Below are 13,139 nucleotides of genomic sequence, written 5' to 3'. Positions count from 1 at the left end.
ATGGGCCGATCGGAAGTGCCGAGGCCGGGGCGACCGGTGCGCGGATCCACCACCGGACGCCCGCTGATGGCGGCGCTCGACCTGCTCGGCCGCAGGTGGGCGCTGCGGGTGCTCTGGGAGCTGCGGGACGGCCCGCTCGGGCCCCGTGCCCTGCTCGCACGATGCGACGGCCTCTCGTCCTCCGTGCTCTACGAGCGGCTGCGCGAGCTGGAGTCGGCTGGACTGCTCGCGCGTTCCTCCGAGGGTTCGTACGAGCTGACGCCGATCGGCGGCTCGCTCAGCACCGCGATCGAGCCGCTCGACCGCTGGTCGCGGGAGTGGGCCGAGGTCGAGAGCTGACGGTCCGCGCGCCGCACCGCCCACACCGCGATCCCGAGCGCGACCGCCGACAGCGGCACGCCCATCGCGATCTTGGCGGCCGCCATCCAGCCGGCGAGGTCCTCCCCGTACAGCCAGGTCTGCACGACGACCCGGGCGCCCGCGATCACCGCTGCCGACGCGGTCGCGACGTCGTAGGCGAACCGCGCCCCGCGGTGGCGCCGCCAGTGCATCGGCGCCCGGTTCATGACGCTCCAGATGACGCCGACCAGCGGGAACCGCACCAGGATCGAGACGACGAGCACGCAGAAGCAGATGGTGCCGGTCCAGATGTCGGTGAGGAAGTAACCCGTTGCCGTTCCGGTCTGGTAGGCGACGAACCCCGAGATGCCGACACCGACGAACCCGCCGATCGTGGGCTGCAGCGCCAGCCGCCGCATTGCGCGGTGCACCACCGTCCCCACGGCGGCCGCGAGGGCGGCGACGATGCCGGCCGTCAACCCGAACATCGAGTTGACCAGCACGAACGTGGTGGGCGGTAGCGCCGAGACCAGGAGATCCGAACGGGCCATGCGTGGAGTGTTGCCGCAGCCGTGCCGTCTCCGGATCCTTCGGTCGGACCGAGCTGGATCAACCGATCGACGGATGCAGGTCCGCGAGCCTGCCCTCCAGGAAGGTCCGCTCCGCGGCGTTGTCGGCCCGGTCGAGCGCGGCGCGGTACGCGTCGGCGGCCTCGGCCGGGCGTCCGGACCTGCGCAGGAGATCGGCCCGCACGGCGTGCAGCAGATGCTGTCGTGCCATCGGCCCGGCCACGTCCGGCGCCTCGACGACCGCGAGCGCGGCGGCGGGCCCCTCGACCTCGGCCAGTGCCACCGCGCGGTGCAGCGCGACGACCGGCGTCGGCGTGAACCGCAGCAGCTGGTCGTAGAGGGCGAGGATCTGGCGCCAGTCGGTCTCCTCGGCTGCCGGCGCGTCCGCGTGGACGGCGTTGATCGCGGCCTGGAGCTGGTACGGGCCGGGCCGGTCGCGGCGCAGGCAGGCGCGGACGATCCGGTGCCCTTCCTCGATCAGCTTCCGATCCCACAGCCGGCGGTCCTGCTCGGCGAGCACCACCAGCTCGCCGTCCGCCGTGGTGCGGGCCGCCCGTCGCGAGTCGATCAGCAGCATGAGTCCGAGCAGGCCGAGCACCTCCGGCTCGTCCGGCATGAGCTGCGCGAGCAGCCGGGCGAGTCGGATCGCCTCCGCGCAGAGGTCGTCCCTGACGAGCCGGTCGCCCGCGCTGGCCGTGTAGCCCTCGTTGAAGATCAGGTACAGCGTGCGGAGCACCCCGCCGACCCGATCCGGCAGGTCGGCCTCGAAGGGGACGCGATACGGGATCCGCGCCGCCCGGATCTTGCCCTTCGCCCGGACCAGCCGCTGCGCCATCGTCGCCTCGGAGACGACGAACGCGTGTGCGATCTCCGCGGTGGTGAGGCCGCCGAGCAGCCGCAACGTGAGCGCGACCTGCACGTTCGGCGCCAGCGACGGGTGGCAGCAGGTGAAGATCATGCGGAGCCGGTCGTCCTGCACGGGTCCCTCCTCCGCATTCGCTTCCGCTTCTGTCTCCGTGGGAGCAGCGGCATCGAGCGACATCGCCGCGATGTGCCGCTCGGTGCGCTTCGACTCGCGCCGCAACCGGTCGACGGCCCGGTTGCGGGCGGTCGTGATGATCCAGCCGGCCGGGCTGGGCGGGAGGCCGTCGTGCGGCCAGCGCTGCACGGCGGCGGCGAACGCCTCCTGCACCGCCTCCTCGGCGATGTCGATGTCGCCGAAGACGCGGGTCAGCACCGCCACCGCGCGGCCGTACTCCTCGCGGTAGATCCGTTCGATCACGAGCCCTCGCACGATCCGTCGGCATCGTCGAAGAGCGGCCGCACCTCGATCGGGAGCGTCGTCGCGGCCGCGAGCTTGCGCGCCCACCCGAGCGCCGCGTCCAGGTCGGGCGCGGAGATCACGGTGAACCCGCCGAGGTGCTCCTTGCCCTCCGTGAACGGGCCGTCGGTCATCAGCTCGTCGCCGTCCTTCACCCGCAGGACGGTCGAGGTGCTCGCCGGGTGCAGGCCACCGCTGAACACCCAGGCGTTCGCCGCCCGCACCTCGCGGTTCCACGTCTCGACGTCGCGCATGACCGGTTCGAGGAACTCGGGGTCGGGGGCGGGGCCGTCGGGCTGGTAGATGCTGAGCAGGTACTGGGTCATCGTGGTCCTCTCGTCGGTAGGTGCACCCCCTACACGAACGGCCGCCGCCCGGATCGACAGAAACCAGGGATCGCCCGGAGACCTTCCGCTTCCGCTTAGGCGATGATGGACGCCGTGGAACCCCCGCTGCCAGAGATCCGTGTCGGTGACAAGGAACGCCGAGAGGTGGACTCCCTGCTCCAGGCAGCGCACGGCGACGGCGTTCTCACCCTCACCGAGTACGACGAGCGAGCGGCGAAGTGCTGGGCGGCGCGCACCCGCAGCGAGCTCGACGTGCTGATCAGGGACCTGCCGAACGCCACCGGCGTGCTGGCGGCCCAACAACCCGCAGCCGTCGCGAAGCCCGCTCGTCCGGTGGTGCCGATGCGCCAACGCCTCGGCGCCGGGGTGCTCGGGCTCGCGGTCATCGCGGGTGTCGTCTTCGCGGGCACGAGGGTGGTCGGCGCCGCCGACGGCTTGACGATTTTCGGGGACCGTCCGGTCGTGGTCGCGCCCGGTGACGACCGGGTCGAGGTCGGCACGCTGTTCGGGGAGACGACGGTGATCATCCCGCCCGACACCTACGCGCGCACCGAAGGCGTGACGATCTTCGGCAGCACCCACTGCGACCTCGCCTGCACACCCGCGGCCGGCCAGCGCGAGGTCGTCGTCGACGCGAAGGGCATGTTCGGCAGCTTCGACGTCATGCGGCAGGGCGAGCCGAGGCCGCAGGACAACGACCGCGACCGGGATCGCGACCGCGACGACGACGACTGACCCGAACTTCCCCACCGTTTTGCCAACCTGCACGCCCTCGGAGGTGTGCAAGTAGGCCAAACGGTGGGGAAGTTCGTGCGTTCGCAGCGAAATGTGTGCCGGACGTCGACGGACGGGGTCCTTCCCGATGGCGGCGGGGCACGGTGGAGCCCATGCGTCTCCTGCTGCTCGCAGCGCTGCTCGTACTCGCCGGGTGCGGCGGTGCCGCCGATCCCCCGGCCCCTGCCCCGGCAGCCGCGTCCGCCGATGGCGGTGGTGGTGGCCACGGTGGGCACGGCGGCAACGGGGTCGTGCTGCCCGCCCTCTACGCCGTGCAGAGCGGCCCCCTCGGCGTCATCGCCACCGACGGCGCCGGACGGCTGGTGTACCGCTCCGACGCCGACAGCTCCGCACCGCCGACCTCGAACTGCGCCGGCCCGTGCGCGGAGACCTGGCAGCCGCTGACCGTCGAGCCCGGCCAGGAGCCCGAGCTGCTCGGCGTCGCGAAGGCGGCGGTCGGCACGGTCCAGCGGGCCGACGGCTCGACCCAGCTCACGCTCGCCGGCTGGCCGCTCTACCGCCACCGCGACGACACCGGTGGGCTGGAGACGGCAGGCCACCACGGCGAGGGCGGCACCTGGTGGGCGGTGACCCCGACGGGCGACAAAGCAAAAGCCCCCAGCCAGTAGCGCGTCGACAACGACGTTCTGGCTGTTTGTGAGCGCTAACAACAGCCAAAACGTCGTTGTCGACGGTCTAGTAGTGGGTGGCGCCGCGCGCGCCGCCGCCCACGGCGACGGCGTCGCCGTTGATCGCGACGCTGCGCGGCGAGGCCAGGAACGTCACGACGTCGGCGACCTCGGCCGCGGTGATGAGCCGGCCGGTGGCGTTCCCGGCGACCAGCGCCTCCTCGGCCGCCTCGTGGCTCAGCCCGCGGGCCGCCGCGATGTCGGCGATGATCTGCGGCGTCCGCTCCGTGACGGTCACCCCCGGGTGCACGACGGTCACCGTGACCCCCTTGGGTCCCAGCTCGTCGGCGAGCGCACTGGTCATCGCTGCGACCGCGACGTTGCGCACCGAGCCGACGAGCGACGTCGACATGCGCGCGTTGAGCCCGCTGATGTTGATGATCCGGCCCCAGCCCTGCTCCACCATGTGCGGCGCGACCGCACGCGCGAAGCGGAGGTAGCCGAGCAGCTTGGTCTCCAGCTCCACGCGCACCGTGTCGTCGGCCGTCGCGCTCGCCGGGCTCTGCGGCGCGGCCGAGGCGGGCCGGGCGGCGGCGTTCACGAGCACGTCGACCCCGCCGAGCCGCTCGACGACCGTCGCGACGGCGGCGCGCACCTCCTCGTCGTTCGTGGTGTCGGCGGCCACTCCGATCACGCGGGTGCCGTGCGCCGCGACCTGACGCGCAGCGGCGTCGAGCGACTCCGGATTGCGGGCGACGAGCGCGATGTCGGCGCCCTCAGCGGCGAGCGCCTCGGCCACCGCGAGCCCGATGCCCCTGCTACCACCGGTGACGATGGCGCGCTTGCCGATCAGTTGGAGATCCATTGCTCCCACCGTAGCCGCGGAACCGGCAATTTCACTGGGCGATGACCAGGCCGTCGACCCTTGCCCGAACCGGTGTGACCGGGTACACAGAGGAGTACGGGAACACCGATTGGCCAAGGCCGGATCGGCAGAGAAGGTCCGTCCTCCCGATGGCGTTCCCCGGCACGAGCACCGGGCACCCACGCGGGGCATGCCGCGATGAGGCTGAAACGCCGTGGGTCTGCGTCAGCGGGCGGTAGTCGTCCGTTGCCGCCGAGACCACAATTCACGGCGAAAATTGCACGCTTGGTAACCCGATGTCTGGTGCCTTTGTGGGCGCCGCCACGAGGAGCCGCAACTCCTCGCGGCGGCGTCCGCCCCTTTTTCCGGCAGACTCCTCGGCATGACGCAGAAAGTAGCCGTCGTGACCGGCGCCGGGTCCGGGATCGGGCGTGCGGTGGCGGAGGCGTTGCTCGCCGACGGCTACGGCGTCGCGCTGGCCGGCCGCAGGGCCGAGACCTTGGAGGACGTGCGGGCAGGTCGGGACGCCGCGCTCGCCGTCGTGACCGACGTCACCGACCCGGCGTCCGTCGCCGCGCTGTTCGCCGCGATCCAGGAGCGGTGGGGTCGCGTCGACCTGCTCTTCAACAACGCGGGCACGTTCGGCCCGGCCGGGACGGTCGACGAGATCCCCGTCGACGGCTGGCTGACGACGGTCGCCACCAACCTGACCGGCTCGTTCCTCTGCGCCCGTGCCGCCTTCGCCGCCATGCGGCGGCAGGACCCCAGCGGCGGCCGGATCATCAACAACGGCTCGATCTCCGCCCACGCGCCGCGGCCCGGCAGCGCCGCCTACACCTCGACGAAGCACGCGATCACCGGTATGACGAAGTCGCTCTCGCTCGACGGCCGCCCGTTCCGGATCGCGTGCAGCCAGATCGACATCGGCAACGCGGCGACGGACATGACGGCCGGTATCGCGGTCGGCGCACGTCAGGCCGACGGGTCGGTGCGCCCCGAGCCGACGTTCGACGTCACGCACGTCGCGGAGGCCGTAGTGATGATGGCCCGCCTGCCGCTCGACGCGAACGTCCAGTTCATGACGATCACCGCGAGCGGGATGCCGTTCATCGGTCGAGGATGAGCGCGCGCAGCGCCGCGCCGACCGCCGCTTCCTTGATCACCTCGGCCGGCTCGTCCGGGAAGATCACCACGCAGTCCTGAAGGCCGCCGAGCGCGACGGTCGCGCGCACCAGGTCGGCCGGTTCCGTGCTGCCCACCAGTACCGCGTCGACCTCCGTGCGCTTGTGGATGATCGTGGTCAGCGCCTCGAGCTCGGCCGCGACGCCGGCGTCCTGCACCAGCCCGAGGAACAGCATCCGGTGCCGGTGGCAGAGGTCGAAGTAGGTCTCCAGCAGCGGGCGCGGGTCGTCGCCGGCGCTGTACTCCGCGGCCCGCTTCTGGAACGTCTCGAGGTCCTCGACCAGTGGCGCGACCAGCTCGCTGATCAGCTCGCCCTTCGAGGAGAAGTGGTAGTAGAGCGCCGCCTTGGTGATGCCGAGCTGCTCCGCGATCTCGCGGAGGCTGGTGCGCACGAACCCGCGTTGCGCGAAGAGCTCCAGCGCGGCGGCGCGGATCTCGGCGCGGGTGTCGGCGTTCAGGCGCGGCATCCGGTGATGCTACCTCCTTGCCTGCCGTCCGGTTGTCTACTTGCCTTGCGGTAGGTAAGTAGCCTACCGTGCGGTTAGTAAGCACGGCGGAAGGAGGAGATATGACCACCGTCCTGATCTCAGGAGCGAGCATCGCCGGCCCGGCGCTGGCCCATTGGCTGCGCGTGCGCGGGATGACACCGACCGTCGTCGAGCGCGCAGGTGCCGTCCGCAGCGGCGGGTACCCGATCGACGTCCGCGGTGTCGCCATCGAGGTGGCCGACCGGATGGGCGTGCTGCCCCAGCTGCGGGCTGCGCACGTCGCCACCAGCGCGCTGCACGTCGTCGACGCGGCAGGTCGCCGGCGGGTGAGCATCGCGCCGGGAGCGGTCAGCGGCGGTGCCGAGGCGCACGACGTCGAGCTGCCCAGGGGCGAGCTGACCTCGATCCTGTACGAGCTGACCCGCAACGACGTCGAGTACGTCTTCGGCGACACGATGACCGCGCTGCACGAGCACGACGGCGGGGTCGACGTCGAGTTCGCGAACGGGCCCTCACGGACGTTCGACCTGGTCGTGGGCACCGACGGCGTGCACTCGACGACCCGACGGCTGGTGTTCGGGCCGGCGGCGGACTACCAGCACCACCTCGGCTACCACTTCGCGGCGTTCACGGTGCCCAACCACCTCGGCCTCGACCACGAGGCCGTGCTGCACAACGTGCCCGGCAAGATCGTCGCGATCAACGCGGTTCGGACGTCGCCGGAGGTCACGGCGCTGTTCGCGATGGCGTCGCCGGAGCTGGCCTTCGACGACCGCGATCTCGATCAGCAGCGTCAGCTGATCGAGGAGGCGTTCACCGGGGTCGGCTGGGAGACGCCGCGGCTGCTGAAGGCGATGTGGGAGGCGCCGGACTTCTACTTCGACTCGGTCGGCCAGGTGCTGATGCCGGGTTGGACGCGCGGGCGGGTGGCGCTGCTCGGCGACGCCGCGTTCGCGCCGTCGTTCCTCTCCGGGCAGGGCACGAGCCTCGCGCTGGTCGGGGCGTACGTGCTGGCCGGCGAGCTGGCCGCGGCCGGGGGCGACCCCGCCGTCGGCCTGCCGGCCTACGAGGAACGGCTGCGGCCGTTCGTGGGGCGCAACCAGGCGCTCGTGGCGGAGGGTGCGGGCACCCTGATCCCGGCGACCCGCGGGAAGATCTGGCTGCGCAACCAGATGTTCCGGCTGGCCCCACTGCTGGGCAGGCTCAGCAGAGGAACCACGCCGATCGAGCGGGCGGCCAACTCGTTCACGCTGCCCGCCTACTGAAACTTCCCCACCGTTTTGGGTGGATGCGCGCCGAAAACGCGCGCAAGTGCACAAAACGGTGGGAAGTTCGGGTGTTCAGCTCGCTGGGGTGAGCCACACCGTCGTGTCGGTCGGCACCCGGTCCTGCTCGTCGAGCGGGCCGGACGTCAGCAGCACCCGCGTCCCGGACGGGAGCGGCACGGGTTCGCCGCCGAGGTTGGCCACCACGAGCACCTCGCCGCGACGGAAGGCGACCACGTCGTCGCCGCCGAGATCGTCGACCCACTCCAGCTCACCGAGCCCGAGCCCGAGCTCGCGGCGCAGCCGCAACATCTCGCGGTAGAGCTCCAGCGTCGAACCGGGCACGCCGCGTTCCTGGTCGGCGGCGTGCCCGGCGAACGACTCCGGCTGCGGCAGCCACGAGCGGCCGCTCGGGCTGAAGCCGTACGCCGGCGCGTTGCGCTCCCACGGGATCGGCACGCGGCAGCCGTCCCGACCCGCGACGGTGCCGCCGGTGCGGAAGAACGTCGGGTCCTGACGGGCGTCGTCGGGCATCGTGGTGTGCTCGGGAAGGCCCAGCTCCTCGCCCTGGTAGACGTAGGCGGAACCGGGCAGTGCCAGCATGACGGCCGTCGCCGCGCGGCCCCGCCGCAGGCCGAGCACCTGGTCGGGCTGCGGGTCGGTCGCCTTGATGCCGTTGGGCCGCTTCGGCCCCGAGAGCGGCAGCGCGAGCCGGGTGGTGTGCCGGACGACGTCGTGGTTGCTCAGCACCCACGTCGTCGGCGCGCCGACCGCCGCCGTCGCACTGATCGACGACGTGATCACCTCGCGCAGGTCGGCCGCGACCCACCGGGTGGTCAGGTACTCGAAGTTGAACGCCTGGTGCATCTCGTCGTGGCGGACGTACTTGGCCAGCCGTTCCGGCGGCTCCACCCACGCCTCGGCGACGAGCACCCTGTCGTCGTACTCGTCGAGCACCTTGCGCCAGGCGCGGTAGATCTCGTGCACGCCGTCCTGGTCCCACATCGGCGGCCGGCCCAGCTTCTCGGTGCTGTCGAGCAGCCCGTGGTCGTAGTCCCAGTCGGGCAGGCCCTCGGCCTTCACCAGCCCGTGCGCGACGTCGACGCGGAAGCCGTCGACGCCGCGGTGGAGCCAGAACCGCAGCACGTCGTGGAACTCCTCGCGGACCTCGGGGTTGGTCCAGTCGAGGTCGGGCTGCGTCACGTCGAAGAGGTGCAGGTACCACTGCCCGGGAAGCCCGTCCGGCCCCGTCACACGGGTCCAGGCGGGTCCGCCGAAGACGCTGCGCCAATGGTTGGGCGGCTCCTCGCCGTGCTCGCCCTTGCCCTCGCGGAATATGTACCTCGCGCGCTCGGGGCTGCCGGGCGTCGCCGCGAGCGCCGCCTTGAACCACACGTGCTGGTCGGACGTGTGGTTGGGCACCAGGTCGACGATCACCCGCAGCCCGAGCCGGTGCGCCTCCGCGACCAGCGCGTCGGCGTCGGCGAGCGTGCCGAACACCGGGTCGATGTCGCGGTAGTCGGCTACGTCGTACCCGGCGTCCGCCATGGGCGAGACGTAGAACGGCGAGAGCCACGCAGCGTCGACGCCGAGGTCGGCGAGGTGCTCGAGGCGTGCGGTGATGCCGGGCAGGTCGCCGATGCCGTCCCCGTCGGAGTCCGCGAACGACCGCGGGTAGATCTGGTAGATCACGGCCGAGCGCCACCAGGCGTCCAGTTGCTGCGTCACTCCGTCATGCTGCGGCACGCAGGTGAAATCGGTTCAGCCGGCCCCGGTCGGCGCCGCACGATCAGCGGCCCGCCGGCCGGTCGGGCCTGGCGCGCGGGAGGCCGAACGACGGGAAGACCGAGGTGTCCTTCACGACGACCATGCGCTGGATGCCGTCGGTGACCGCCAGCATGACGAGCGCGAACGCCACGGCGATCCCGGTGCCGGTGCGCCGGTACATGCCGAAGCCGGGCCTGCCGTCGACGGTGAACGGCACCATCCGGCAGTTGCCGAAGGCCGGGCACGTCGAGAGGTAGCGGGCGACCTGCTGGCGGCCGGAGTACATCTCGTCGACCGTCTCGCAGACCGCGTCGTCCTTCAGCAGCTCGACGAGCCCGTCGACGTCGCCGTTCTCCAGCGCGTCCGCGTAACGGTCGAGCAGCTCGCGCTCGCCGAGATCGGCCGGCTCGGCGACGTCGTCGGCCGACCGCGGCGCCCGCGCCAGCTGCGCGCGGGCGCGGCGCACCATGCTGTGCACGGCCGCGCCGGACATGCCGAGCAGCTCCGCGACCTCCGTCGCCGGCATCCCCAGCACATCGCGCAGCAGGAGCACGGCACGTTGCTTCGGCGGGAGGTGCGTGCCCGCGACGGCCATCGCGATCCGCATGCTCTCCCGCGACGTGACGACCGCCGCCGGGTCGGCCGGCCCAGAGGTATCCGGTACGTCGATCTCCTCGTCGTCGGCGAACCCGGCCGGCAGCGGCCGTCTGCCGCGGCTCTCCAGCGCCGCGAGGCACGCATTCGTCGCGATCCGGTACAGCCAGCTGCGCACCGACGAGCGGCCTTCGAAGTCGTCGAACGCCCGCCATGCCCGCAGGTAGGTCTCCTGCACCTGGTCCTCGGCGTCGTGCAGCGAGCCGAGGATCCGGTAGCAGTGCGCGAGCAGCTCCCTGCGGAACGGATCGGTGAGCCGCGCGAACTCGGCCGCGCTCACCTTCTCGACGTTGTACGTACTGGTCACGACCGCTCCTCGGGGCTCCACATCCACGATGCCATGTGGGTAGATCGGCGCGGCTCCGGAAATTCGTCGCGACGGCGTCGAATTCTCCCCGCGGGCCCGGTCAGACATGCCGTGACACAACAAGAGACCGAGCTCCACCAGTCGCCCACAGCACCCGACCCGCGTCGTTGGAAGGCGCTGGCGCTGCTGTGCGCGGCCTACTTCATGATCATCGTCGACTCCCAGATCGTCATACTCGCGCTCCCGTCGATCGAAGGGGAGCTGGCGTTCGGCCCCGGCGCGGTGCAGTGGGTGATGAGCGCCTACCTGCTGACGTTCGGAGGGCTGCTGCTCTTCGGCGGGCGCACGGCCGACCTGCTCGGCGGCCGCCGCATGTTCATGATCGGCACCGCGCTGTTCCTCGTCGCGTCGGTGCTCTGCGGGCTGGCCTGGACGGGAGTCGTGCTGGTCGCGGCGCGGGTCGTGCAGGGCATCGCGGCGGCGATCATGGCGCCGACCGCCATGGCGGTGCTGATGACGACGTTCCCGGAAGGCGCGGAGCGCAACAAGGCCGTCGGGATCTGGACGGGCACCGGCGCGTTCGGCGCGACCGCGGCCCTGCTCATCGGCGGGCCGATCACCGAGGGCCTCGGCTGGCCGTGGATCTTCGTCATCAACGTGCCGGTAGCGCTCGTCGTGCTCGGGCTGGGGCCGCGGCTGCTGCGCGAGACGCCGGTCCGGGCGGGCCGTCGCTCGTTCGACCCCGTCGGCGCGGTGACGATCACGGCCGCGCTCGTGCTGCTCGTCTACGCGGTCGTCGAGGCGCCCGTCGTCGGGTGGGCGTCGACGCAGACGCTCGTCATGCTCGGTGCGTCCGTCGTCCTGCTCGGGGTGTTCGTGCTGGTCGAGAAGCGCTCGTCGGCGCCGCTCGTGCCGCTGCGGATCTTCCGCTCGGTCACGACCGTCGGCGGCAACGTCATGACGCTGGTCGTCGCGGCGGTGACGTACGGCGGGGCGCTGATCATGTCGCTCTACGCGCAGCAGGTGCTCGGCTACTCCGCCGTCGTGTTCGGGTTGAGCACGGCGATCTACGCCGCGATGTCCGTCGTCGGGTCGAACTTCAGCGGATGGCTGACGACCCGCTTCGGCTTCCGGCCGGTCGCGGTGCTCGGCACGGTACTGCTCGGCGCCGGCGCGTTCCTGCTCTCGGGCATCCGGGCGGACGGCGGCTACTGGACCGACCTGTTCCCCGGCCTGGTCCTCTTCGGCGCCGGGATCGGCACCACCGTGGTGGCGGCCGCGATCGCGTCGCTCTCGCGCGTGGCGCCGGGCGAGAGCGGGCTGGCTTCGGGGATCAACAACTCGGTGTTCCAGATCGGCGCGGCGTTCGGGATCGCGATCTGCTCGACCGTTGCGGTGGCCAACGCGAACCCGGCGGCGTCGGACGTCCGGTTCGGGCTGAACGAGGGCTTCCAGGCCGCGTTCACCGCGACGTTCGTCGGTGCGGCGGCCTGCCTCGTGATCGCGCTCGCGCTGATCGCGGCCGGTCGGAAGGCCGCCCGGTAGGCGGGCCGCTCACGTCCGCCCATCGGTGCTGAGCACCACGACCGTCGAGCTCTCGTCGAGGCGCAACGCGGCGCGGAGTTCGGGCAGCTCGGCAGCGGCGAGGAAGCCGGCCATCGAGCCGCCGCCGCACGGCCCGGCCGGCACCCCGCCCCCGTCGAGCACCCGGGCCGCGGCGAGCGCGGCGGCGTCGTCGACCGCGACCGCGGCCGTCACGCCGTCGCGCAGCACGGGCCACGCGATCGTCGAGACGGTGCCGGCGTTCAGCCCGGCCATGACCGTCGTGCCGGTGCTGATCCGGCGCGGCTGACCGGCCCGGAGGCTGGCCAGCAGGCAGGCCGCGCTAGCCGACTCGACGGCGAGCGCGGTCGTCGACGGCGCGCGGTACGCGACCGCCGCCTGCAGGAGCGATCCCACACCCGCGGGCACGACGAGCACGTCTGCAGGCTCGGTGAGCTCGCTGAGCTCGGCGAACAGGGTGCTGTAACCCTCGACGACCCAGCCGGGGACATCTTCGTAGCCGTCCCACGCGGTGTCCTGCAGGAGCGCGGCGGACGGGTGCAGCTCGACGGCCTTCGCCGCGAGCCGCAGTGCCTCGTCGTAGTCGTCGTCGATCACCGTGACCTCGGCGCCCTCGCCCGCTACGGCGTCGGCCAGCTCGGCGGGTGAGGCTGCGGGGATCCACACCTTCGCCTCGACGCCGAGCAGCCCGGCGACACGTGCGACCGCACGGCCGTGGTTGCCTGCCGTTGCTGCGAGCAGCTGCAGCGGCGAGCCTGCTGCCAGCTCTTTCAGCTCGGCGAACGTCGACGGTGCGGGCACGCCCGCTTGCCGCGCGACCAGCCGGGCGATCGCCCATGACGCGCCGAGCATCTTGAAAGCCGGCAACCCCAAGCGCTGCGATTCATCCTTGACCAGCACCTTCCCGACCCGGGCCGACCGCGCCACCGCTGGCATCTCCACCAGCGGTGTGACGTCGTAGTCCGGCATCGATCGATGGAAGGCCGATATCTGCGACGGCACGGTGGTGCCGGGCAGAGCGGCGGGATCGGGGCGTGCCCACCAGTGCTGGTGATCGGGGGTCATGCCC

The 13,139-nt window shown here is 72.0% G+C and carries 13 protein-coding genes and 1 pseudogene; 6 read left to right on the top strand and 8 right to left on the bottom strand.

The features are described 5' to 3' along the window. Positions 1-270, top strand: a pseudogene (locus tag LL648_RS03890) (winged helix-turn-helix transcriptional regulator); the annotation flags it as partial. On the opposite strand, the gene LL648_RS03885 reads toward LL648_RS03890, so the two are convergent. From LL648_RS03885 to LL648_RS03875, 3 genes are read right to left on the bottom strand one after another with little or no spacing between them, the layout of a single operon-like run. Continuing rightward, complete coding sequence (locus LL648_RS03885; protein WP_308190238.1) at positions 189-890, bottom strand: DUF3159 domain-containing protein; 702 nt, start codon at positions 888-890, stop codon at positions 189-191. The pseudogene LL648_RS03890 and the gene LL648_RS03885 overlap by 82 nt on opposite strands. 58 nt (positions 891-948) lie before the next feature. Next, positions 949-2,202 carry an RNA polymerase sigma factor gene (locus LL648_RS03880; RefSeq protein ID WP_374111978.1) on the bottom strand — a complete coding sequence of 418 codons (1,254 nt, stop codon included), beginning with the start codon at positions 2,200-2,202 and terminating at the stop codon, positions 949-951. Next, the gene (locus LL648_RS03875; protein WP_232661001.1) at positions 2,187-2,555 is read right to left on the bottom strand and encodes a YciI family protein; all 369 of its coding nucleotides are present in this window, start codon (positions 2,553-2,555) and stop codon (positions 2,187-2,189) included. The genes LL648_RS03880 and LL648_RS03875 overlap by 16 nt, the downstream gene beginning before the upstream one ends. A gap of 102 nt (positions 2,556-2,657) precedes the next feature. Between LL648_RS03875 and LL648_RS03870 the strand changes: the two genes are divergently transcribed. Next, on the top strand, positions 2,658-3,311 hold the full coding sequence (locus LL648_RS03870) for a DUF1707 SHOCT-like domain-containing protein (protein WP_308190237.1): 654 nt from the start codon (positions 2,658-2,660) through the stop codon (positions 3,309-3,311). 152 nt (positions 3,312-3,463) lie between these two features. Beyond that, positions 3,464-3,979, top strand: a complete 516-nt coding sequence (locus tag LL648_RS03865; protein ID WP_232660999.1) for a COG4315 family predicted lipoprotein — start codon at positions 3,464-3,466, stop codon at positions 3,977-3,979. A gap of 67 nt (positions 3,980-4,046) precedes the next feature. On the opposite strand, the gene LL648_RS03860 is transcribed toward LL648_RS03865, so the two are convergent. Further along, on the bottom strand, positions 4,047-4,844 hold the full coding sequence (locus LL648_RS03860; RefSeq protein WP_232660998.1) for an SDR family NAD(P)-dependent oxidoreductase: 798 nt from the start codon (positions 4,842-4,844) through the stop codon (positions 4,047-4,049). 382 nt (positions 4,845-5,226) lie between these two features. Here LL648_RS03860 and LL648_RS03855 point away from each other — a divergent pair, with 382 nt between their 5' ends. After that, the gene (locus LL648_RS03855) at positions 5,227-5,967 is read left to right on the top strand and encodes an SDR family oxidoreductase (RefSeq protein ID WP_232660997.1); all 741 of its coding nucleotides are present in this window, start codon (positions 5,227-5,229) and stop codon (positions 5,965-5,967) included. Here the strand turns inward: LL648_RS03855 and LL648_RS03850 are convergent. Continuing rightward, positions 5,951-6,493, bottom strand: a complete 543-nt coding sequence (locus LL648_RS03850) for a TetR/AcrR family transcriptional regulator (protein ID WP_232660996.1) — start codon at positions 6,491-6,493, stop codon at positions 5,951-5,953. The genes LL648_RS03855 and LL648_RS03850 overlap by 17 nt on opposite strands. Positions 6,494-6,594: 101 nt before the next feature. Between LL648_RS03850 and LL648_RS03845 the strand changes: the two genes are divergently transcribed. Beyond that, on the top strand, positions 6,595-7,779 hold the full coding sequence (locus LL648_RS03845) for an FAD-dependent monooxygenase (protein ID WP_232660995.1): 1,185 nt from the start codon (positions 6,595-6,597) through the stop codon (positions 7,777-7,779). A gap of 75 nt (positions 7,780-7,854) precedes the next feature. Here the strand turns inward: LL648_RS03845 and LL648_RS03840 are convergent, their stop codons facing one another. Further along, positions 7,855-9,507 carry a glycoside hydrolase family 13 protein gene (locus tag LL648_RS03840; RefSeq protein ID WP_232660994.1) on the bottom strand — a complete coding sequence of 551 codons (1,653 nt, stop codon included), beginning with the start codon at positions 9,505-9,507 and terminating at the stop codon, positions 7,855-7,857. Positions 9,508-9,568: 61 nt separating this feature from the next. After that, the gene (locus tag LL648_RS03835) at positions 9,569-10,507 is read right to left on the bottom strand and encodes an RNA polymerase subunit sigma-70 (RefSeq protein ID WP_232660993.1); all 939 of its coding nucleotides are present in this window, start codon (positions 10,505-10,507) and stop codon (positions 9,569-9,571) included. 111 nt (positions 10,508-10,618) lie between these two features. Between LL648_RS03835 and LL648_RS03830 the strand changes: the two genes are divergently transcribed. Then, positions 10,619-12,052, top strand: coding sequence for an MFS transporter (locus LL648_RS03830; protein WP_232660992.1), 1,434 nt, complete (start codon positions 10,619-10,621; stop codon positions 12,050-12,052). A gap of 9 nt (positions 12,053-12,061) precedes the next feature. On the opposite strand, the gene LL648_RS03825 is transcribed toward LL648_RS03830, so the two are convergent. Then, positions 12,062-13,135, bottom strand: a complete 1,074-nt coding sequence (locus tag LL648_RS03825; RefSeq protein ID WP_232660991.1) for a pyridoxal-phosphate dependent enzyme — start codon at positions 13,133-13,135, stop codon at positions 12,062-12,064. Positions 13,136-13,139 lie beyond the last annotated feature (4 nt).

This window comes from Pseudonocardia sp. TRM90224 (genome assembly GCF_021245725.1).
In the GTDB taxonomy this organism is placed as follows: domain Bacteria; phylum Actinomycetota; class Actinomycetes; order Mycobacteriales; family Pseudonocardiaceae; genus Pseudonocardia.
Note: the sequence above shows the minus strand (reverse complement) of the source record. Positions and strands in the feature narration are given on the sequence as shown.

Bases quoted from the DNA above. Each gene is read 5' to 3' on its own strand.
- LL648_RS03875 (WP_232661001.1), bottom strand. From the start codon at position 2,555: ATGACCCAGTACCTGCTCAGCATCTACCAGCCCGACGGCCCCGCCCCC.
- LL648_RS03825 (WP_232660991.1), bottom strand. From the start codon at position 13,135: ATGACCCCCGATCACCAGCACTGGTGGGCACGCCCCGATCCCGCCGCT.
- LL648_RS03850 (WP_232660996.1), bottom strand. From the start codon at position 6,493: ATGCCGCGCCTGAACGCCGACACCCGCGCCGAGATCCGCGCCGCCGCG.
- LL648_RS03860 (WP_232660998.1), bottom strand. From the start codon at position 4,844: ATGGATCTCCAACTGATCGGCAAGCGCGCCATCGTCACCGGTGGTAGC.
- LL648_RS03855 (WP_232660997.1), top strand. From the start codon at position 5,227: ATGACGCAGAAAGTAGCCGTCGTGACCGGCGCCGGGTCCGGGATCGGG.
- LL648_RS03870 (WP_308190237.1), top strand. From the start codon at position 2,658: ATGATGGACGCCGTGGAACCCCCGCTGCCAGAGATCCGTGTCGGTGAC.
- LL648_RS03885 (WP_308190238.1), bottom strand. From the start codon at position 890: ATGGCCCGTTCGGATCTCCTGGTCTCGGCGCTACCGCCCACCACGTTC.
- LL648_RS03845 (WP_232660995.1), top strand. From the start codon at position 6,595: ATGACCACCGTCCTGATCTCAGGAGCGAGCATCGCCGGCCCGGCGCTG.
- LL648_RS03865 (WP_232660999.1), top strand. From the start codon at position 3,464: ATGCGTCTCCTGCTGCTCGCAGCGCTGCTCGTACTCGCCGGGTGCGGC.